The organism is Bacillus sp. FJAT-22090 (genome assembly GCF_007676755.1).
Lineage (GTDB): Bacteria > Bacillota > Bacilli > Bacillales_A > Planococcaceae > Psychrobacillus.
Genome location: NZ_VEBK01000019.1, coordinates 23,597 through 45,524 on the forward strand (window position 1 = coordinate 23,597; position 21,928 = coordinate 45,524).

Genomic DNA, 21,928 nt, shown 5'->3' on the forward strand with positions numbered 1-21,928 from the left:
CTCCTTATGCTTCTTCTGTCACATGTACTTTTAATGTCGCCACTACTTCATGATGTAGCTTAACTGGAACGTTTGTAAATCCTAATGCACGAATAGCATCATCTAATTCCATTTTGCGTTTATCAAGTTTAATACCATGTGATTTTTCTAATTGTGCTGCAATTTGCTTTGTAGTTACAGAACCAAACAAGCGGCCATCATTCCCTGATTTTGCTTTCAATTCAACTGTAAGTTGCTCTAATACCTCTTTAAGTTTTTTTGCTTCTGCTAACTCTTCAGCTGCCTCTTTTTCTGACTTTTTCTTCTGTCCTTCTAATGCACTAATCGCAGCTGGGTTAGCTTCTACTGCAAATTTGTTTTTCAATAAAAAGTTATGTGCATATCCATCAGCTACGTTTTTAATTTCCCCTTTTTTACCTTTTCCTTTTACGTCTTTCAAAAATACTACTTTCATTCCGCATTTCCTCCTTCAATTGTTTCAGTAATAGCGTCTTTCAACAAGCGGATAGCTTCTTCAACTGTTACATCTTTTAGCTGGCACGCAGCATTCGTTAAATGACCTCCGCCATTTAGTTTTTCCATGACCAACTGTACATTTACATCTCCAAGCGATCTTGCGCTGATACCTATCTTAGAATCACTTTTACGCCCTATTACAAACGAAGCGGTAATATTATTCATCGTTAATAAGATATCAGCAGTTTGGGCTAAAAGTACCTGGCTATAAGAAATATTTTCGGCCCCATGTGCAATTGCGATACCTTCTCCAAAAAATTCAACCGTTTGTACGATTTTAGAGCGTTCAATATACGTGTCGATATCTTCTTTTAGTAATCGTTGTACAAGTACGGTGTCCGCTCCATTCGTACGGAGGTATGACGCTGCTTCAAATGTCCTTGCCCCTGTACGAAGAGTAAAGCTTTTCGTATCGACTATTATACCTGCTAGCATGGATGTAGCCTCTAAACTTGTGATTTTTTTATGTTTAGGCTGATATTCGATAAGTTCGGTAACAAGCTCTGAGGTAGACGAAGCATACGGTTCCATGTAGACAAGCATTGTATTCGATATAAATTCTTCTCCTCTTCGGTGATGATCAATTACGACTATTTTCTCGGCTTTTTGAAGTAACTTTTCATCAATCACCAAACTTGGTTTATGGGTGTCTACAATAACCAATAGTGTTTTATCAGTTATCTTATTCAATGCTTCTTCTGGGCTGATAAAGCGTTCATATAGTTCTGGCTTTTCCTTTATCTCATCCATTAATCGGGTAACACTGTTATCCAATTCATTGAAATCAAGCACAACATAGCCTTCAACTTTATTCATCTCAGCCATTTTTCTAACTCCAACCGCAGAACCAATGGCATCCATATCCGGCATGCGATGACCCATTACGAATACTTTGTCGCTATCTTGTATTAAATCACGAAGGGCATGCGATATAACCCTAGCCCTTACACGTGTTCTTTTTTCTACTGGATTTGTTTTTCCACCATAAAACTTTACTTTTCCATTTGGATGCTTGATCGCCACTTGATCGCCACCACGTCCTAAAACTAGATCCAGGCTTGATTGTGCTAACTCTCCAAGCTCTACCAGTGAGATAGAACCTGCACCGACCCCAACACTCAATGTTAAAGAAAATCCAAACTTTGAAGTGGTTTCTCTTATATCATCTAAAATAGAGAACTTATTTTTTTCTAATTCAACTAAAATAGATTCGTTAAAAACTGCTAAAAAACGATCGGAAGAAATACGTTTAACATAAATCCCATACTTGGCTCCCCAATCATTCACACATGATGTAACAATACTATTTAGCTGTCCACGTGTCTGGTCATCCATTCCTTGTGCAATTTCATCATAATTATCGATAAATAACACACCAATAACTGTTCGATCCCCGTAGTACAAGGATTCCATTTCTACTTGCTCCGTAATGTCGAAGAAGTATAATAATTTTTCTTCTGCCTTATATAACACCTTGTAGTTATTATCATCAAAGGAGATAACCATTTCTTTTGAATCCTCTTGCTTTAAAAGCTGCTGAAAATCCTTAGATATAGAGGATAACTCTTCGCCAATTATCGTATCAAACGGTAGTTTTTGAGTCATGTATGGATTGGCCCATTCAATGACATATTGATCATTTATCAATAAAATACCAATTGGCATCTCTAAAAGTGCTTCTTCCCCCACTTTTTTCATCCGATAAGAAAGAGTCTCTATATGTCTTTCTGTCTCCTCATATACACGCTGTTCTAAAATCCATGCATATATAGATACTCCAATTACTAATAGAGCAAATAATAATCCAACTAACAAATTGTTAGACAGAAGTAAATAAGATGCAACCCCACCGAGTAGCATAAACAAAAAGAGTGGATATCGAATTGGCCGTTTTCTAAAAAAAGACGCCACTTGATCAGCTCCTTATTTTTTGTACCTGTCTTTTAAAAACGCTCGCAGATTAAACCCTAAATCTAATACACCCAATATAATGGTGAATGTATAGAGTGGTATTGCCAATACGGTTGCTAAAACTGCAGACCACTTTGGCCATCCCTGTACATAAAAATAGTAGTGAATGAGCGAGATACCTTGTAAAAACAAAAGGACTCTTAAGATAAGCGCTGCATTCACGAATAGTAAATAACCAAAAGTTCCGATCTCAAAGGATCCAAACAATGTGCAAATGGATACGATTAAATAATACCATAACACGGCTTTTGGTAGTCTAAAATCCATGAACTTTGAAAATTTGGGAACGTCTAATTTTAACTTTTTCAATAAAAATAAACTCAAAGTTACGTAAATAAAAGCATGTATAAAAACAAGAGCAATATATACAAAAGGTACAACCATTTTAAACATCAATAATATTTCACTTGTTTTTTCATCGTAATTAGCCGGTAATTGACCAGCCAAATCCATGATTTTCCCTACTTCTTTATAGAATATTTCAAGGAACTCGAATAATTGCGTCAAAATATTAATATTTAATACTAAAATAAAAGTTATGTAGAGTATTGTAGATATGATTAATAAATATATACTTGAAGCCATCAGTATATAAAACTTAGATTGACTGGTTCTAATGGAGTTTCCAATTACAAAACCTAAGGGTGCTAAGAATAACCCAAATACTAATCCAACAATTCCTCCTATCAAGACTGCTAAAATTACTGCAATAAGTGTAACTAATAGCGCATGTTTCCGTTCAAACTTTGCACTGTACCAAGCAATTGGTAATGGAACTATAAAAGTAACAAAAACACTTACCACAGGCACATACACGGTCAGCGCCAATAGTATAGCGAATAGTGCAATCATCATAGATCCGTATGTTAAATAGCTTGTCTGATTTTTTTGCATAAGGGACCTTCCTTTTTCATAATCATCTATCCATTGTAACAGATTTATTACAACAACTAAAATTCCTTACACTATCGTTTGATTGGTAATATATATTTTTATACAAAAAAAAGACCGGTTTCCCGGTCCTTTCATATATACTTATCTCTCTTCAGAAGAGAATGGAAGTAAAGCCATGATACGAGATACTTTAATAGCTCGTGTTAACTTGCGTTGATACTTCGCGCTAGTTCCTGTCACACGACGTGGAAGAATTTTCCCACGTTCTGACACGAATTTTTTCAACAAATCTACATCTTTATAATCGATGTTTGTGATATTGTTAGCTGTGAAGTAACAAACTTTACGGCGTCTTTTGCCTCCGCGACGTGGTGCCATAATAGGTTGCCTCCTTTTCGATTAAAGTTAAGTGCGTGAAGTCCTTTTAGAATGGTAGATCGTCATCCGATACTTCGATTGGCCCACTACTATTTGCAAATGGATCTTCATCTACACGTGTATAATTCTGCTGATTCATTGGTTGGTTTTGCTGATATGTTGGATATGAATTTTGTTGTTGCTGTTGCCCGCCGCCAAATGGTTGTCCCGATTGGCCTCGGTCTCCAGAACTACTACGTGGTTCTAGGAACTGAACACTGTCTGCGACAACATCAGTCGTATAAACACGTTTTCCATCTTGTCCTTCATAACTGCCTGTTTGAATTCGCCCTTCAACACCTGCTAAACTGCCTTTTTTCAAGAAGTTAGCTGTGTTTTCTGCTTGCTTTCTCCAAACAACACAGTTGATAAAATCAGCTTCTCTTTCACCTTGTTGATTGGAGAATGTTCGATTGACAGCTAGTGTAAATCTTGCCATTGCAACACCACTCGGTGTATAGCGAAGTTCCGGATCTTTTGTTAGTCTTCCAACTAAAACGACTCGGTTAATCATCAGTGTAAAACCTCCCTCATTCAGCTTTTGTTAGTCGATTTATTATTTATCGTCGATACGAACAGCAATGTGACGGATAATGTCTTCATTGATGTTAGCTAAACGAATATATTCATCGATTGCTTTTGAATCAGCAGTTACTTTAACGATTTGGTAGTAACCTTCACGTAAGTCATTGATCTCGTAAGCTAAGCGGCGTTTACCCCACTCTTTTGCTTCGATGATTTCTGCACCATTTGAAGTTAAGATTTCGTTGAAACGCTCAACTAAAGCTTTCTTCGCATCTTCTTCGATTGCTGGTTGAATAATGTACATTAATTCGTACTTTCTCATCTATTTACACCTCCCTATGGTCTTTGGCCGATTGATTTACAATCGACAAGGAGCAAGTAATGTTATTACTCACATCAATGAATTGTAACATAAATAAATTATTAAAACAACAATCAGTTACCATTGTTTCACATTTCATGTATATTTAATTTGATTGAGAGGTATTGTTTATGGAAAATAGAGAGGATATTTTGTCTATTATTGAAATTGATTTAAAAAAAGTCGCTTGGGTCAGCTTAATTATGACTGCAGTGTTTTCGATTGCCGGAATTATTATGTATGTATTCTTGCACGGAAGTGTACAAATAACCTTTTCATTTCTTGGCTTCTTACTTATATGTGTTGGATACGTATTACTTATTGTCTTACATGAGTGTTTTCATTTGATAGGATTTTGGGTCTTTGGAAAAGCACCTTGGAGTAGCATGGATTATGGAGTTAATCTTAAACTGGGGATTGCATATGCAACTACTTCCATTCCTTTGCCTAATCAAGCGATGAAAAAAGTGTTACTGCTACCTTTTTGGACCACTGGTATTGTTCCGATGATACTAGGATATAGTATACAATCACCTATGTTAGTTCTTTTAGGTGCTTGGTTAATCGCTGGTGCAGCTGGAGACTTTGCGATGTATAAAGAACTGAGAAAATACCCAGCGGACGTATTAATTAAAGATGACCCTATAAAACCAAAGCTGTATGTGCTAAGAAAATCCTAAGGTCTTTTTTAAACTTAGAATCTGTATCTATTGTTTTCGAAGTGCTTTGGCATTTGTCTGTCTGAACTGCATATCTTTATTCCTATCTTTTAAAAAAGGATTAGCGATATTTCGCTAATCCTTAATTTTTTATTAAACGTTAAAACGGAACAACATAACGTCGCCATCTTGTACGATATATTCTTTACCTTCTAAACGAACTTTCCCTGCTTCTTTTGCTGCTGCCATGGATCCGTTTTCTACCAAGTCATCATAAGCAACTGTTTCCGCACGTATAAATCCTTTTTCAAAGTCAGAGTGGATGACTCCTGCACATTGTGGAGCTTTCATCCCTTTACGGAATGTCCATGCACGTACCTCTTGTACCCCTGCAGTAAAGTAAGTAGCTAAACCTAGTAAAGAATACGAAGCTTTAATTAGTTGGTCTAATCCAGACTCTTCAATTCCTAGCTCATCTAAGAACATTTTCTTTTCGTCATCTTCTAAAGCAGCCATTTCTTCTTCGATTTTCGCACAAACAACAATCACCTGTGCTCCTTCTTCAGCAGCAAATGCACGTACTCGCTGAACGTATTCATTCTCTTCATCTTCCATAATATCATCTTCTGATACATTAGCTACATATAGCATTGGCTTCACAGTCAACAAATGAAGACCTTTTACCACCCTAAGCTCTTCTTCTGAAAAGTCTACTGAACGACCGGATTTCCCAGCTTCGAATGCTTCTTTTAAGCGAGTAAGAATTGGTTCTTCTACCATAGCATCTTTGTCTTTTTGTTTTGCCATTTTAGCAACACGAGCCAATCGTTTATCTACACTTTCCAAATCTGCCAAAATCAGCTCTAAGTTAATTACTTCAATATCCGAAATTGGATCTACTTTACCAGAGACATGTGTAATATTTTCATCATTAAAGCATCGAACAACCTGGCATATCGCATCTACTTCTCTAATATGGGCTAAGAACTTGTTCCCAAGGCCTTCTCCTTTACTAGCGCCTTCTACGATTCCTGCTATATCTGTAAACTCAAATGCTGTTGGAACTGTTTTCTTAGGTACTACTAATTCTGTTAATTTATCTAAACGTGCATCTGGAACTTCTACTATTCCAACGTTTGGATCAATTGTAGCAAACGGATAGTTAGCAGCAAGTGCCCCTGCCTTCGTTATTGCATTAAACAATGTGGATTTCCCTACGTTCGGTAATCCTACTATACCTGCAGTTAGTGCCATATATGTCACAACCCTTCTTTATATTAACCTTGCCTAGTTTTATTTATAACCTGTTCATTATATTGATTTTGGTTCTAAAAGTCTATCCTTACTCCGTTTCAGCTTGCTTTAATAGCTTTTTCATCTTTTTTTCAAATTCTTTTCTCGGTATTAATACACTATGTTGGCATCCTTCACATTTGATGCGTATATCCGCACCCATTCGAATAATCTTCCATGCATTTGTTCCACAAGGATGTTGCTTTTTCATTTCTACTATATCATTCAGTTGAAACTGTTTACCTTCCATTTCATCCACCTACTTATTTTTCTTTAGTAAATATTTACTTTTGGTTATGAAATTTTAATACCTTTGTGTTCGAGGAACTCTATTAAGTCTCTTCTAATTTTTCTAGCAACACCGCTTTGTTTTGTGGGAATAGTTTCAGCAGTAATTCGTACAACTATTTCAGATGCATCAAAGCTTTGGATACCAAGATAACTTGGTGTTTTTACAAGTTCCTCATACTTTGTAGGTAATACTTTAAGAAACTCTTCTATATTTTTTTCTAGTGACGGAATATCATTTTCAGGTGCAACACTAATATCGATTAAAGCCAGGGAGTTATAAATAGAATAGTTTATAACAACTGAAATACTACCATTTGGGATGATATGTAGTTCCCCAGTATAGCTTTTTATCTTTGTTGTTCGTAATCCTATCTCTTGTACAATACCATTAGCTGTCCCTATTTGTACTTGGTCCCCTACTGCAAATTGATCTTCAAATACAATAAAAAATCCAGTAATGACATCTTTCACTAAACTTTGAGCTCCAAAACCAACCGCAAGCCCAACGATTCCGGCACCTGCAAGTAGCCCCGCCACTCTGATACCAAACGTAGTTAGAATAGCTATAATTGCACTGAAATAAACAACATACGTTAACACATTTTGCAGTAACTTCATTAATGTATTTTGTCTACGCTCAGAATATCCTAAAGGGCTCTTCTGTCTGACTACGAATATCTTTTGTATAATACGTTTTCCAACTCTAATTGCAATAGCGGTTATTAATAAAATAGCTATTAATTTTAAAAAAGTAAGCCCGAATTGTTCCCATGTTTTTTCTTGAAATAAATAATCCTTCAAATGTTGAAGTGTTTTTTCCATAATACTTCTTTCCACCTCTACTTGTATAAATAATTTCTTAGATGCATATACTAAGCTAAAAAGAAAGCGAGTTTATGTATGAATTCTCAAGCAACAGCTTTACAACATCCATCTACTATCTATTATAAAGAAACAGGAGTAATTTGGCGATTAAGCAACTTCTTTTTAGAACAAATTCCTTTTGATCATCCAAATCTTATCTTTTGTTGTATCGGAACTGATCGTTCTACAGGTGATGCCCTTGGTCCAATGACCGGTTCTTTTTTAACTCAACTCGTTTCTTTTCCATTTCAAATAGTCGGAACTTTAGATAACCCACTCCACGCTCTTAACTTAGAAGAAACAACAGAAAAACTAAAGGATCCGTCTAATCCACCCTTTATTATAGCCGTCGATGCTTGTTTAGGTAATGCCAACAATATCGGCCAAATTATTGTACATCCCGGACCACTTTATCCAGGAAAAGCAGTAAAAAAAGAATTACCTCCTATTGGAGAAATTTCAATAAAAGCAATTGTCAATATTGGAGGCTTTATGGAGTATAACGTTTTACAAAGTACCCGTCTCAACTTAACATTTGAAATGGGTAGAGTGATATCACGGTCACTGCTTCTAGCTTGGCATCGTTATAATTTAAAAGTTATAAATAAAAGCAACAGCAATACCTACAATCACTAAACTTGGTAAAAGATTAGCAACTCTAATTTTCGTTAGACCTAATAGATTTAAACCAATCGCCATAATCATAATCCCACCAGTAGCTGTCATTTCTTGAAGAAATAAATCAAGAGCAGCTTCTGGTATTAACTTCGTAATTTGTGTTGCAAATAAAGCAATTGAACCTTGGTAAATAGCTACTGGAATTGCCGATAATAATACTCCTATCCCTAAAGTAGCTGAAAGAATAACAGAGGTGAAACCGTCTATTATTCCTTTACTAATAAGTAACTCATGATCGTTTTGAAGACCACTATTCAGTGCTCCTAGTACTCCCATTGCACCAATTACAAATATAAGTGTACTCGTAACAAAACCTTGTGCAATGCTTCCTCCTTGAGTAGCCTTTGATCCAAACTTTTTTTCTATAAATTGTCCTAATCTATTCAACCACTTGTCTAAATCTATCCATTCACCAATCACACCACCAAATACTAGGCAAGTAATTATTAATACAAAGTTATTGCTTTTTAAACCCATTTGAATACCTAAAACGACAACTGCAATACCGATTGCACTCATTACCGTCTGTTTCATATTTTCAGGAATTCCTTTAAGTAATCTTCCAATGACTGCCCCAATTACTATTAAAAATGCATTCACAAGAGTTCCTAATAGAACCATCTGCAAGCCTCATTCCATTCTAAAAATACAACCTATTCCTAGGTATACCTAGAAATAGGTTGTTCTAATTTTCCAATATTTCTAAAATTCTCTCTAAGTCATCTTCAGAATAGAATTCAATTTCTATTTTCCCTTTATCTTTTCCTTTTGAAATGGAAACTGACGTACCAAATCTATCTCTTAGTTCTGATTCTTTCTCTTTTGTAAAAATATCTTTCTCTTCTTTTTTTGTTTCACGTGGAACATTGTCATTTAATCTTTGTACTAATGCTTCTAATTGACGTACATTTAAGTTTTCTTTTAGAGACTTTTGCATAATGGTTGGAATTAACTTTTTCTTTTTCAATCCAAGTAATGCTTTTCCGTGCCCCATTGATAAAATTCCATCAGATATAGCTTTCCTAACTATTTCAGGAAGTGTTAGTAGCCGAAGATGATTGGCAATATGAGGTCTACTTTTACCTAATCTAAATGCAAGCTGTTCTTGAGTTAAGTTTAAATGTTCCATTAAATTTTGATAGGCTTCCGCTTCTTCAATAGGAGTTAAATCTTCTCGTTGTAAATTTTCTAAAATGGCAAGTTCCATCATTTGCTGGTCTGTTAACTCTCGAATTACAGCAGGTATTATATCTAAACTAGCAAGTTGAGAAGCTCTATATCTTCTTTCACCGACAACTATTTCATATTTGGAACCTTTTTTGCGCAGAATAATAGGCTGCAGTACACCATGCTCTTTAATAGACTCTGAGAGCTCATTCATAGCCTCTTCCTCGAAAACTTTCCTAGGTTGAAAAGGATTTGGTTTAATATCCGTTAAACTAATATGTTCCACTTTCTCTGATGGAACCAAATCTTCCCCAGGAAAAAGTGCGTTAATACCTTTTCCTAAGCCTTTAGCCATTACGAATCACTTCCTTCGCGAGTTCTAAGTATACTTCTGCCCCTCTAGACTTTGGATCATAAATAATAATTGGTTCCCCGTGACTCGGTGCTTCGCTCAATCGGACATTTCTTGGGATAATTGTTTTGTAAACCTTGTCTTGAAAGTATTTTTTTACTTCTTCAATTACTTGAATTCCTAAATTAGTTCTAGCATCAAACATTGTTAATAAAACACCATCAATTTCGAGATTTTTATTTAAATGTTTTTGCACAAGTCGAATAGTACTTAATAATTGACTCAAACCTTCTAATGCATAAAATTCACACTGCACAGGGATGATAATAGCATCTGAAGCAGTCAACGAATTTATCGTCAATAAACCAAGTGATGGTGGACAATCAATGATTATGTAATCGTACCGACTTTCTACTTCCTGTAGTGCTTTTTTCAATCTAACTTCTCGTGATATAGTAGAAACCAACTCTATTTCTGCTCCAGCTAACGAAATAGTTGCAGGAACAATATGTAGATTTTCTACTTTAGTTTCAAGAATTGTATCTGAAACACTCACGTCATCTATTAAAACATCATAAATACATTGACTTACATCGCCTTTATTTACACCTACGCCACTAGAAGCGTTTCCTTGTGGATCAATGTCTACAAGTAAAACTTTCTTACCTAAGTATGCAAGGCAGGCACTTAAGTTAACAGATGTAGTCGTCTTCCCTACACCACCTTTTTGATTGGCAATGGCAATAATTCTTCCCACTCTTGCACCTACTTTCGTCGAAATTTTTTGACTCTACTCCATTCTATCAAATTTTGAAAGAGAATTGGATGTTATTCTTGTAACAAAAAGAAAAACTCTCACAAAAGTTTGCGAGAGTACAAATTTAATAGTATATATTATGATTTCTTTTTAGGTATTCTTACAGTTATTTGATAAAATTCTTCCATATCTTCTTCTTCTGTTTTAATATTAATACCACTTTTAGTTACCATCGTTAAAGATTGTTTTATTGTATTGAGTGCAATTCTTACATCTTTACTTACAGCTTTCCGTCTCAGCTTTACTGTTTTCTTATCTTCCTTAGTCGGAGGATTTAGAATTTCTTCCACTTTTTCTTCTAACTGCTTTACATTCCAATGGTTTTCAATTGTCATGTTCATAAGCTGCAGTTGAACTTCTTTTTCTTTGATCTGCATTAATGCTCTAGCATGTCGTTCGGACAATTCTTTTTTCATAATTGCTTCTTGAACTTCTTCTGGGAGCTTTAACAATCTTAGTTTATTTGCAACAGTAGATTGTCCTTTTCCAAGACGTTGAGCTAATGCTTCTTGGGTAAGTTCATGTAATTTCAATAGTTTTTGATATGCTACAGCCTCTTCAATTGCCGTTAATTCTTCTCGTTGTAAGTTTTCAATTAATGCAATAGATGCAGTTTCTTTATCGCTTAAATTACGAATAATTGCAGGAACTTCTTTCCACTGCAATTTAGTCATTGCACGAAAACGTCGTTCACCTGCAATAATTTCGTACTTTTCATCATCCATCTTTCGGATAACGATAGGTTGAATGACTCCATGGGTATGGATTGTCCGAGCAAGTTCCTCTATTTTAGATTCATCAAAAACAGTTCTCGGCTGATATCTATTTGGGACAATTTTTTCGATTGCCACATTCATTACTTCTTCTAAATGATGTTGTGTGGGTTCCACAACTACATCTTGTCCTTGTTTTTCAGAACTTCCGAAAAAACGAGAAAAAGGACTTTTCATCTAACAAGCACCACCTTTTAGAAACTCTATACACTTAATATTCACGAAATAATAACACTACTATAAATGTTTCACGTGGAACGTTCCTCAATCAAATTTACCTTGGCATACTTGCTCTCGCTTCTTGTGTCTGGATACATACTACACAATTAGAAGCGAGAGATGAATGCTGAGTAAGGTTAAATAATAGGCGTTTTGTTTGGAATACCTGGTTTTCGAGGGTATCTTTTCGGTGTGCTTTTTGTTTTAGAAAAGACATACAACGTTCTTTCACTTTCTTCGATTGGTAAAAGAAATGAATACTCCGCACTTTTTTCAGAGCCTAATACGTTAAGCGCCTTCTTTGCATCTTTTAACTCATCAGAAGCACTTGCTGCTTTCATCGCTATAAATCTGCCACCTACTTTTACAAGTGGTACACATAGTTCAGATAAGACGGAAAGTCTTGCAACAGCTCTTGCAGTTACGATGTCATATTTTTCTCTATATTCACTATTTTGTCCGAACTCCTCTGCACGGGCATGAACAAAATGGACGTTGGTTAGGTTTAATTCTTTACTTAAATTCGTTAAAAATTGAATTCTTTTATTTAAAGAATCAACGATAGTAACCTTTAAATCTGGAAAACAAATCTTAAGCGGGATGCTTGGAAATCCCGCTCCGGCCCCTACGTCGCAAATGGAGAAAGAACCGTTAAAATCTTCATAAAAGGAAGCACTAATCGAATCAAAAAAATGTTTTAAATACACAGAAGGTTCATCCGTAATGGCAGTTAAATTCATTTTTTCATTCCACTCAACTAGTAGTTCATAATACTTTTTAAATTGGGCTAGTTGAACATCATTCAACGTGATTCCTTTTTCATGAAGGGCTAGTTTAAATTGTTCTTCGTTCATGTAGTTCTCCTTATCATTTTAGACTATCCAGTAATCTTCGCTATTTTTCCTTGTTCAATATAAATAAGTAAAATAGAAATATCAGCTGGATTCACTCCTGATATACGAGATGCTTGCGCAATGGATAACGGACGCACTTGTTTTAACTTTTGTTTAGCTTCCGTTGCAATACCGGAAATTGCATCATAATCGATTTGATCAGGAATCTTTTTGTCTTCCATTTTTTTAAGTTTTTCTACTTGCTGAAGAGATTTTTCAATATACCCTTCATATTTAACTTGAATTTCTACCTGCTCTTTTTCTTCTAATGATAATTCTACTTCTGAAGGAACAAGTTGGGCAACTAAATCGTAGTGCATTTCTGTTCGTTTAAGAAGGTCCGCTGCATGTATACCATCTTTCAACTCACTGCCTCCTACACTTCGTATCAAGGCTTGTGTAGTTTCATGTGGTTTAATAATAAGCGAACGAAGGCGAACTAACTCATCCTCTATTCTTTTCTTTTTACCTAAAAATAGATCGTATCTTTCTTGTGAAACTAAACCAATTTTATAACCCATTTCAAGTAGTCTTAAATCTGCATTGTCATGACGTAATAATAATCGATATTCAGCACGAGAAGTCAATAAACGATATGGTTCATTTGTTCCTTTTGTTACTAAGTCATCGATTAATACCCCAATGTAGGCATCTGATCTACTTAACACTTTTTCTTCTCTTTTAAGAACGCGAAGTGCTGCATTAATACCTGCCATCAATCCTTGTCCTGCTGCTTCTTCGTAGCCGGAAGTACCATTGATCTGCCCGGCTGTATATAAATTTTTAATCTTTTTCGTTTCTAGTGTCGGCCACAATTGTGTGGGAACCATTGCATCATATTCAATAGCATAGCCAGCGCGCATCATTTCTGCTTTCTCTAATCCTGGAACTGAAGCAATAAGTTGGCGTTGAACATGCTCAGGAAGACTAGTAGAAAGGCCTTGTACATAAACTTCTGATGTATTTCTACCTTCTGGTTCTAAGAAGATCTGATGACGTGGTTTATCATTGAACCGAACCACTTTATCCTCTATAGATGGACAATATCTTGGTCCCGTACCTTTTATCATACCAGAATACATAGGTGATAAATGTAAGTTATCATTAATAATTTGATGCGTTGTTTCACTCGTATATGTTAACCAGCATGGCAATTGATCCATAATGAATTCAGTTGTTTCAAAACTAAATGCTCTAGGTACATCGTCTCCAGGCTGAATTTCTGTTTTACTATAGTCAACTGTTTTACTATTAACACGGGGTGGAGTACCTGTTTTAAAACGAACTAGGTCAAATCCTAAGTTTCTAATACTATCCGCTAATTTAATAGAAGGCTGCTGATTATTTGGTCCGCTCGAATACTTTAGATCTCCAATTATTATTTCTCCACGTAAAAAAGTACCTGTTGTTATTACAATAGTTTCTGCGCGGTAAATAGCTCCCACTTGAGTTACTAGTCCAATAACTTTCTCATCTTCCACAAGTAATTCTTCTACTACAGCTTGGTGGATTGTTAAGTTTTCTTGCTCTTCTAGCAAGCGTTTCATTTCATGTTGATAGAGCACTTTATCTGCTTGTGCTCTTAATGCTCGAACAGCGGGACCTTTCCCAGTGTTCAACATTCTCATTTGTATATGTGTTTTATCAATTACTTTTCCCATGGCTCCGCCTAGTGCGTCAATTTCACGCACCACAATTCCTTTCGCTGGCCCTCCGATGGATGGATTACATGGCATAAATGCAATCATATCAAGATTTATTGTTAAAACAAGCGTTTTTACACCCATTTTGGCAGCTGCTAGTGCTGCTTCAACACCTGCATGTCCCGCTCCAACAACAATCACATCGAACTTGCCCGCTTCAAAGTTTGGCATGTTCGTTTCTTCCTCTCGTTTTTTATTTTCCTAAACAAAATTGTGCAAATAACTGGTCTATTAGGCTTTCCTCTACAGTGTCCCCAATAATTTCACCTAATATTTCCCACGTTCTTGTTACATCTATTTGAATCATATCCACTGGCACTTCACTATGTGCCGCTTCTATAGCATCTGTCACTGTTGCTTTTGCTAAATGTAGCAATGATATATGACGGGCATTAGAAACATATGTTAAATCAGACGCTTCTATCGAGCCTTCAAAAAATAAAGAGGCAATCGCTTCTTCTAATTCATTGACTCCTTCTTCTTGAAGTAAAGAAGTCGTGACCACCCGTTTATCGCCTGCTAATTGTTTTACTTCCTCTATACCTATTTTAGATGGTAAATCTGTTTTATTAATAATAACAATGCAATCCATACCTTCAATTGCTTCAAACAGACGTCGGTCTTCCTCTGTCAATTTTTCGGCATTATTTAATACAAGTAAGATTAGATCGGCATTATTTAAAACTTCTCTTGATTTTTCTACTCCAATTCGTTCAACAATATCTTCCGTTTCACGAATTCCAGCAGTATCTACTAATTTTAACGGAACTCCGCGTACATTAACATACTCTTCTATAATATCTCTTGTTGTTCCTGCTATATCTGTCACAATTGCTTTGTTTTCTTGGATTAAGCTATTTAGCAAAGATGACTTTCCTACATTTGGTCTTCCAATAATAGCGGTTGAAAGGCCTTCACGAAGTATCTTCCCTTGTGAGGAAGTAAGTAATAACTTATCAATTTCTTCGCTTACCCAAGTACATTTATCTATCATAAGTGGAAGTGTCATTTCTTCCACATCATCATATTCAGGATAATCAATATTTACCTCTACTTGTGCCAATGTCTCAAGAAGAGCTTGTCTCAATGTTTTAATAAGTCTAGATAATCGCCCGTCCATTTGCCCCAAAGCAACGTTCATTGCTTTATCGGTTTTAGCTCTTATTAAATCCATAACAGCTTCCGCTTGAGATAAGTCGATTCTTCCATTTAAAAATGCACGTTTCGTAAATTCTCCTGGTTCTGCTAGTCGTGCTCCATTTATTAAAATAAGCTGTAAGACACGATTGACTGATACAAGTCCTCCATGACAATTTATCTCTATTACATCTTCTCTAGTAAATGTTTTTGGCCCCTTCATTAAGGACAGCATTACCTCTTCTACTACCTCATTAGTTTTTGGATCAACCAAGTGTCCATAATGAATCGTATGAGATGCTTGGTTCCTTAAATCTTTTTCGTTAGGTGAACGAAAGATTTTATTTGCTATAGCTATTGCATTAGAACCACTAATTCTAACTATGGCTATAGCCCCTTCCCCAAGTGGTGTAGAAATAGCTGCTATTGTATCAAATTCCACAAGTGTCTACCTCCTTACAGATTAGCACTTATCCCCATGTGAATAAGTAAAACGAACACGACTATCTAACATATAACAATAACACAAAATGCTCCAAATCAGAAGTGTTGATACTTTTATTCGTATGAACAAAAAGTACCAACTACGAATGGGAATCTTGACCGAAAGAAAAACGGATTCTAGCTTTTGATAGCTGAAATCCGTTTTTCTTTTCTTTTATCCCATCTTAGGGCTGTTATACTCATATCAAGTAAGGTTTACTTTATCGGTTCGATAACTAAATAACGATTTGGATCTGTACCAACCGAAAATGTTTCAATATCTATACGTGCTGATAATGCGTTATGGATTATCTTTCTTTCAAAAGAAGACATTGGCTCAAATTCTACTTTATGACCTGTACGAACTGCCTTATCTGCCATTCTTTCTGCAAGCTGTTCTAATGATTCTTTTCTACGCTCACGATAATCACCGACATCCAATTTAATAATAATAAATGAATTAGAAAACTTATTTGCAACTAGCTGTGATAAATTTTCAAGCGCATTTAAAGTTTGTCCGCGCTTTCCTATTAATAAAGCTGCTTTTTCACTATTCAAATGAAGGTTAATAAACTTTCCTTCTCTTTTTTCACTTATTACTAAATCGTCTATTTTCATCTCTTTTGCTATTTCGTTAATATATTGAATTGTTTCTTTTACTGCCAACTCATTTGTTTGTTCAATTTGAGGAAGTTCCTCTTCCATAACTAGTACTGGAGACTTTATTTCTATGTCGTCTACTTGTTTTATGTTTTCTACTTCAACTTCTTCTTTTTTAGGAACTTCTTCTACCTTTTCTTTCTTTAAAACAGTTACTTGTACAACTGCAGGTTTTACACCAAATCCTAGAAAACCTTTTTTACCTTCTTCCACTACGGTAATTGTCACATCTTGCTTAGATACTTTTAGCTTTTCAAGTGCAATAGTTATAGCTTCTTCTTTTGTAGGTGCAGTCTGCGTAATCTGATTCATTTTTTTATCCCTCCGGATTTAACAGGTTCTTTTTTTGACTTATTCCAAGGTTTATAAATGAATAAGTTTTGAAGAATAGAGATAATATTTCCGATAACCCAATATAATGTTAAAGCAGCTGGCAATACAGTACCAAATCCAATGATCATAAACGGCATAATATACATCATTATTTTCATTTGAGGGTTATCCATCGCCGGACCAGTACGTAATACTATAAACTGCATTATTCCTGCAAGAACCGCTAAGATAATACTTGGTTGTGCTAAAGCGAAGCCTAAAAATTCACCTAAATTAATTTCTGGTGTGTTATTCATTCGACTAATTGCATGGTAGAAACCGATTAATATAGGCATTTGAATGAATACTGGTAGACATCCCGCCGCAGGATTGATTCCTCTTTCTTTAAATAGAGCCATCATTTCTTGCTGATACTTTTGTTGAGTTACTGCATCTTTTGAACTGTACTTTTCTTTTAACTTTTGTAATTCCGGTTGTACTTCTTGCATGTTTTTAGAACTTTTTGTTTGCTTGATCATTAAAGGTAAGATTGCTAAGCGAATAATAATTGTTACCGTAATGATCCCCAAACCATACGTGCCTAATAAACCTTTAAAGAAAGTTATGGCTGAAACTAACGGCCAAACTATATACTCATTCCAAAACCCTTCAGAGCTAGAATAGATGGGTTCTTTAAACTCAGAACAACCAGCAAGTAAGGCTGTTGCAACTATTAGTAACAGCACCAACGATAATCTTTTTTTCAACCTTCTTTCCCCCTATTATATCTTCTCTATATTCATTTTATCTTACCATTTCTAATGAAAGTCTTCACTAGCTTTTCTTTTTAATTACTTTAGCTACTTTCAAAACATGTTCCAGACTTTTCTTTGTTTCATGAAAATCTAACTTGGCCGCCGGATTTCTGGCGATAATAATATAGTCCATTTTCGGATATACTTGATCATGTATTTCTAAAAAAGTTTGTCTAATATACCGTTTTATACGATTACGAACAACTGCATTACCTACTTTTTTACTGACAGATAATCCAACACGATAATAATCTTCTTCTTTTCCTAAGCAATATACAACGAATTGTCTATTAGCAAATGACTTTCCCTTTTTAAAAATCTCTTGAAATTCTACATTTCTTTTTATTCTTTGCTTCTTATTCATCAATTCACCTGCTTCATCCAACTAATCGTTTTTAAAGAAAAAAAAGACCACTGAGATGGTCAGTGGACTTATGCTGATAATACTTTTCTTCCTTTTGCACGGCGTGCTGCTAATACGCGGCGACCGTTTTTAGTACTCATACGTGCGCGGAAACCGTGGTTTTTGCTACGCTTACGGCTATTTGGTTGGAATGTACGTTTCATCTATATGACACCTCCTGAGTGATCATCTTAAAGTATTCCTTAGACAGTCTCCGATATTATATATAAATTACACTGCTTTTGTCAATTATTTTTCAAATCCTCCCTTCTCATCAATGAATCACTTTTATCCACAATTATTCTTCACTCTCTTTTTAAGTCTGTGTATAAAAAAATAGCAACAAAAATTATCCACATGACTTATGAACATGTTCTAAACATACTCATCCTTGTGGACAACTTGAGTTGTTAATAATTTAATTATTGTGGATAACTCTTAAATCTCTTGTAATTCCAACGAATTTTTGTTACGATATTTGTGTTTTACTTTTTCAAATAAATTTCACTAAAATCATTATCCACAGTTGTTAGTAATCTGTGGATAAGTTTTTCCACGTACGTTAAGAATATTTATCCACAACAGGTGGATTTGTGTATATGTTTTTATACATATTATTTTTTTTAAAAGGCAACATAATATTTTATGAATATGTTTGAAGGAAAATGAAGACAAGTAAAACCTTTTACTTTAATTACTCTAAAAAAGGAGATTAGATTATTGGAACGTTTAGAAGAACTTTGGGCAAAAGTTCTCTCTGAAGTAGAAAAGAAAACATCGAAACCTAGTTTTGAAACTTGGTTAAAATCGACGAAGCTACTTTCATATAAAGGAGAGACTGTTACAATAGCTGCGCCTAATTCCTTCGCGAGAGACTGGCTAGAAAACCACTATGTCCATTTAATTGCTGGAATTTTGACAGAACTAACTGGTAACGAACTTCTTATTTCTTTTGTTGTACCAAAGAACCAAGATGCAGAAGATTTTGATATACCAAAACCAAAAATTCCTATGAATAATGGGGATCAACCAGATTTTTTACCTGGAATTTTAAATTCCAAATATACGTTTGATACATTTGTTATTGGTTCAGGAAACCGTTTTGCTCACGCTGCCTCACTAGCGGTAGCAGAAGCACCTGCAAAAGCATATAATCCTCTTTTTATCTATGGAGGAGTTGGACTAGGAAAAACCCACTTAATGCATGCGATTGGTCATTATGTTCAAGAACACAATCCAAATGCTAAAGTGGTTTATTTATCTTCTGAAAAGTTCACAAATGAATTTATTAACTCGATTCGAGACAACAAAACAATTGAATTTCGCAACAAATATCGGAACATAGATGTTCTCTTAATAGATGATATTCAATTCCTTGCAGGAAAAGAATCAACCCAAGAAGAATTTTTTCATACTTTCAATGCCCTTCATGAAGAGTCCAAGCAAATTATTATTTCAAGTGATCGGCCACCAAAAGAAATTCCAACATTGGAAGATCGTCTACGTTCTCGCTTTGAATGGGGCTTAATAACAGATATTGCCCCGCCTGATTTAGAAACAAGAATTGCTATTCTGCGTAAAAAGGCAAGGGCAGATGGACTAGATATTTCTGATGAAGTAATGGCCTATATAGCAAATCAGATTGACTCTAATATTCGAGAGTTAGAAGGTGCATTAATACGAGTAGTTGCCTATTCTTCTCTTGTAAATAAGGATATAAACTCCGATTTAGCTGCAGAAGCATTGAAAGATATAATGCCTAATGCCCGTCCTAGAGTAATAACAATTTTAGATATTCAAAAAGTAGTGGGAGAACATTTTCATATTAGACTAGAAGACTTTACTGCTAAGAAGCGTACTAAGTCTATTGCATTCCCACGCCAAATTGCCATGTATCTTTCACGTGAGCTAACTGATTTTTCCTTACCGAAAATCGGAGAAGAATTTGGGGGTCGTGATCATACTACCGTTATTCATGCACATGAGAAGATTTCTAAAATGCTAAAAGACGACTTAAATCTACAAGATGACTTGAAACAAATTAAATCTATTTTAGGAAGATAAAAACCTTTGTGGATAAGTCTATTTTTTCTTAACTCACTTGCAAACAACTTATGCACATGTGGATAGTTAGTGTTAAAAAGGTTAAAATATACTTATCAACATATCCACAAGCCCTATTACTATATCTATTAATCTTTTAAATAAATAATAATTATATAAGTGAGGTACCAAAATGAAATTCAATGTAATGAGAGATAGTTTATTAGAGGGATTAAATGATGTTATGAAAGCAGTAAGTTCAAAAACAACTGTTCCAATATTAACTGGTCTCAAATTAGAAGTTACAAATACAGGACTTTATATTACGGGGAGTGATTCCGATATCACTATCCAAACATATATACCTACAGAAAATAATGGAGAACAAATTATTCAAGTTTCGGAAACAGGATCTATTGTTTTACAGGCGAGAGTATTTAATGAGATTGTAAGAAAACTTCCTACAAATGAAGTAGAAATCGAAGTAACCAATCAATTTCAAACAAATATCCGATCTGGTAAATCTGAATTTAGTTTAATCGGATTAGATGCTTCCGAATATCCATTACTACCTCAAATTGAAGAAGATCGTCAGTTTTTCATTCCTTCAGATTTGTTGAAATCGATTATTAAAGAAACTGTATTTGCTGTATCTACTTCTGAAAGTCGACCAGTGCTTACAGGTGTAAATTGGCAAGTAAAAGATGGTGAGCTTCACTGTGTAGCAACAGACAGCCATCGTTTAGCAAAAAGAAAAACTGCACTAAAGGATTTGCCGGAAGAAGAATACAGTGTCGTTATTCCAGGTAAGAGCTTAAATGAATTAAATAAAATTTTAGAAGAAACGTCTTCTGAAGTTGCAATTGTTATGACACAACAACAAATCCTGTTTAAAACAGGCGATGTATTATTCTATTCAAGATTGTTAGAAGGAAATTATCCAGATACGTCAAGATTAATTCCGAGTGAGTATAAGACAACAATTCTAGTTAATGGCAAATCTTTACTACAAGCAATTGATCGTGCGTCTTTATTGGCAAGAGAAGAAAGAAATAATGTTGTTCGTTTTTCCACTATTGGACAAGGCTTCGTAGAAGTATCTTCAAATTCACCCGAAATTGGGAACGTAGAAGAACAAATTCAGGCAGAGTCTATAGACGGGGAAGAATTGAAACTTTCTTTCAGTGCAAAATATATGATGGATGCTTTGAAAGCAATTGATGGTCAAGACGTAAAGATTTTATTTTCAGGTGCTATGAGACCTTTTGTATTGAAATCAGTGCATGATGATTCCATTTTGCAACTTATTTTGCCAGTAAGAACATACTAATTTTGGAACTGAATAATTTTTGAATAATAAGGGATAGTCGCAGCTGTGACTATCCTTTTTACTTATTTCGTTATTTGGAGTAAAATGAAGGGATAATGAAAATGAGAAGAGGTTGAATTATTGTTGGAAGAGATTCGTTTTGACTCAGAATTTATTACGCTTGGTCAATTATTGAAAATGACAGATGCGATAGATTCAGGTGGAATGGCCAAATGGTTTTTAAGTGAACATATTGTGTATGTAAATGGCGAGGTAGATCAACGTAGAGGACGTAAACTTCGTCATAAAGACGTAGTGAATATTCCAGGAGTAGGAAGATTTCAAATGGTTGGACCAGAGAACGGGGATTAAG

25 protein-coding genes are annotated in these 21,928 nt (G+C 35.1%); 5 read left to right on the forward strand and 20 right to left on the reverse strand.

Features of this window, described 5'->3' with window-relative positions; genetic code table 11:
• Positions 1–4: 4 nt before the first annotated feature.
• From rplI to rpsF, 6 genes are all read right to left on the reverse strand, one after another.
• Complete coding sequence (gene rplI / locus FS486_RS17800; protein ID WP_144513444.1) at positions 5–454, reverse strand: 50S ribosomal protein L9; 450 nt, start codon at positions 452–454, stop codon at positions 5–7.
• Entirely contained in the window at positions 451–2,427 is a 1,977-nt protein-coding gene (locus FS486_RS17805; protein WP_186321506.1) for a DHH family phosphoesterase, read from the reverse strand. Before FS486_RS17805 ends, rplI begins: the two co-directional genes overlap by 4 nt.
• 12 nt (positions 2,428–2,439) lie before the next feature.
• Entirely contained in the window at positions 2,440–3,381 is a 942-nt protein-coding gene (locus tag FS486_RS17810) for a YybS family protein (RefSeq protein ID WP_144513446.1), read from the reverse strand.
• Positions 3,382–3,522: 141 nt separating this feature from the next.
• Entirely contained in the window at positions 3,523–3,762 is a 240-nt protein-coding gene (gene rpsR, locus FS486_RS17815) for a 30S ribosomal protein S18 (protein WP_186321508.1), read from the reverse strand.
• Between the two features lie 43 nt (positions 3,763–3,805).
• Positions 3,806–4,312 (reverse strand): single-stranded DNA-binding protein, encoded by a 507-nt coding sequence (gene ssb / locus FS486_RS17820; protein ID WP_144513448.1) that lies wholly within the window; start codon positions 4,310–4,312, stop codon positions 3,806–3,808.
• A gap of 42 nt (positions 4,313–4,354) precedes the next feature.
• A complete protein-coding gene (rpsF, locus tag FS486_RS17825; RefSeq protein WP_144513450.1) occupies positions 4,355–4,645 on the reverse strand; it encodes a 30S ribosomal protein S6 in 291 nt (96 codons plus the stop codon).
• 170 nt (positions 4,646–4,815) lie between these two features.
• Here rpsF and FS486_RS17830 point away from each other — a divergent pair, with 170 nt between their 5' ends.
• Positions 4,816–5,364, forward strand: a complete 549-nt coding sequence (locus tag FS486_RS17830) for a DUF3267 domain-containing protein (RefSeq protein ID WP_186321507.1) — start codon at positions 4,816–4,818, stop codon at positions 5,362–5,364.
• A gap of 132 nt (positions 5,365–5,496) precedes the next feature.
• On the opposite strand, the gene ychF is transcribed toward FS486_RS17830, so the two are convergent.
• The 3 genes from ychF to FS486_RS17845 form a co-directional block, all read right to left on the reverse strand.
• Positions 5,497–6,597 (reverse strand): redox-regulated ATPase YchF, encoded by a 1,101-nt coding sequence (ychF, locus tag FS486_RS17835; protein ID WP_144513454.1) that lies wholly within the window; start codon positions 6,595–6,597, stop codon positions 5,497–5,499.
• A gap of 88 nt (positions 6,598–6,685) precedes the next feature.
• A complete protein-coding gene (locus tag FS486_RS17840; protein WP_144513456.1) occupies positions 6,686–6,886 on the reverse strand; it encodes a DUF951 domain-containing protein in 201 nt (66 codons plus the stop codon).
• Positions 6,887–6,930: 44 nt separating this feature from the next.
• On the reverse strand, positions 6,931–7,749 hold the full coding sequence (locus FS486_RS17845; RefSeq protein ID WP_144513458.1) for a mechanosensitive ion channel family protein: 819 nt from the start codon (positions 7,747–7,749) through the stop codon (positions 6,931–6,933).
• A gap of 78 nt (positions 7,750–7,827) precedes the next feature.
• Here FS486_RS17845 and yyaC point away from each other — a divergent pair, with 78 nt between their 5' ends.
• Positions 7,828–8,427, forward strand: coding sequence for a spore protease YyaC (gene yyaC, locus FS486_RS17850; protein WP_144513460.1), 600 nt, complete (start codon positions 7,828–7,830; stop codon positions 8,425–8,427).
• On the opposite strand, the gene FS486_RS17855 is transcribed toward yyaC, so the two are convergent.
• The 11 genes from FS486_RS17855 to rpmH all read right to left on the reverse strand — a co-directional run bounded on the left by FS486_RS17855 (position 8,383) and on the right by rpmH (position 18,367).
• Positions 8,383–9,090, reverse strand: a complete 708-nt coding sequence (locus FS486_RS17855; RefSeq protein WP_144513462.1) for a DUF554 domain-containing protein — start codon at positions 9,088–9,090, stop codon at positions 8,383–8,385. The genes yyaC and FS486_RS17855 overlap by 45 nt on opposite strands.
• A 64-nt stretch (positions 9,091–9,154) precedes the next feature.
• Positions 9,155–9,991 carry a ParB/RepB/Spo0J family partition protein gene (locus FS486_RS17860; protein ID WP_144513464.1) on the reverse strand — a complete coding sequence of 279 codons (837 nt, stop codon included), beginning with the start codon at positions 9,989–9,991 and terminating at the stop codon, positions 9,155–9,157.
• On the reverse strand, positions 9,984–10,745 hold the full coding sequence (locus FS486_RS17865; protein ID WP_144513466.1) for a ParA family protein: 762 nt from the start codon (positions 10,743–10,745) through the stop codon (positions 9,984–9,986). Before FS486_RS17865 ends, FS486_RS17860 begins: the two co-directional genes overlap by 8 nt.
• 137 nt (positions 10,746–10,882) lie before the next feature.
• Positions 10,883–11,755, reverse strand: a complete 873-nt coding sequence (gene noc / locus FS486_RS17870; RefSeq protein ID WP_144513468.1) for a nucleoid occlusion protein — start codon at positions 11,753–11,755, stop codon at positions 10,883–10,885.
• Positions 11,756–11,934: 179 nt separating this feature from the next.
• On the reverse strand, positions 11,935–12,651 hold the full coding sequence (gene rsmG / locus FS486_RS17875; RefSeq protein ID WP_144513470.1) for a 16S rRNA (guanine(527)-N(7))-methyltransferase RsmG: 717 nt from the start codon (positions 12,649–12,651) through the stop codon (positions 11,935–11,937).
• A gap of 23 nt (positions 12,652–12,674) precedes the next feature.
• Positions 12,675–14,564, reverse strand: coding sequence for a tRNA uridine-5-carboxymethylaminomethyl(34) synthesis enzyme MnmG (gene mnmG, locus FS486_RS17880; protein WP_144513472.1), 1,890 nt, complete (start codon positions 14,562–14,564; stop codon positions 12,675–12,677).
• Between the two features lie 22 nt (positions 14,565–14,586).
• Positions 14,587–15,972 (reverse strand): tRNA uridine-5-carboxymethylaminomethyl(34) synthesis GTPase MnmE, encoded by a 1,386-nt coding sequence (gene mnmE / locus FS486_RS17885; RefSeq protein WP_144513474.1) that lies wholly within the window; start codon positions 15,970–15,972, stop codon positions 14,587–14,589.
• A gap of 257 nt (positions 15,973–16,229) precedes the next feature.
• Positions 16,230–16,985, reverse strand: a complete 756-nt coding sequence (jag, locus tag FS486_RS17890; protein ID WP_144513476.1) for an RNA-binding cell elongation regulator Jag/EloR — start codon at positions 16,983–16,985, stop codon at positions 16,230–16,232.
• Positions 16,982–17,752, reverse strand: a complete 771-nt coding sequence (gene yidC / locus FS486_RS17895) for a membrane protein insertase YidC (RefSeq protein WP_144513478.1) — start codon at positions 17,750–17,752, stop codon at positions 16,982–16,984. The genes jag and yidC overlap by 4 nt, the downstream gene beginning before the upstream one ends.
• 67 nt (positions 17,753–17,819) lie before the next feature.
• On the reverse strand, positions 17,820–18,164 hold the full coding sequence (gene rnpA, locus FS486_RS17900) for a ribonuclease P protein component (protein ID WP_144513479.1): 345 nt from the start codon (positions 18,162–18,164) through the stop codon (positions 17,820–17,822).
• Positions 18,165–18,232: 68 nt separating this feature from the next.
• Positions 18,233–18,367, reverse strand: a complete 135-nt coding sequence (gene rpmH / locus FS486_RS17905) for a 50S ribosomal protein L34 (RefSeq protein ID WP_142540824.1) — start codon at positions 18,365–18,367, stop codon at positions 18,233–18,235.
• A gap of 556 nt (positions 18,368–18,923) precedes the next feature.
• Between rpmH and dnaA the strand changes: the two genes are divergently transcribed.
• From dnaA to yaaA, 3 genes are all read left to right on the forward strand, one after another.
• On the forward strand, positions 18,924–20,267 hold the full coding sequence (gene dnaA, locus FS486_RS17910; RefSeq protein WP_144513481.1) for a chromosomal replication initiator protein DnaA: 1,344 nt from the start codon (positions 18,924–18,926) through the stop codon (positions 20,265–20,267).
• A 172-nt stretch (positions 20,268–20,439) separates the two neighbouring features.
• Positions 20,440–21,576 carry a DNA polymerase III subunit beta gene (gene dnaN / locus FS486_RS17915; RefSeq protein ID WP_144513483.1) on the forward strand — a complete coding sequence of 379 codons (1,137 nt, stop codon included), beginning with the start codon at positions 20,440–20,442 and terminating at the stop codon, positions 21,574–21,576.
• Positions 21,577–21,699: 123 nt separating this feature from the next.
• Positions 21,700–21,927 (forward strand): S4 domain-containing protein YaaA, encoded by a 228-nt coding sequence (gene yaaA, locus FS486_RS17920; RefSeq protein ID WP_144513495.1) that lies wholly within the window; start codon positions 21,700–21,702, stop codon positions 21,925–21,927.
• Position 21,928: the final 1 nt, after the last annotated feature.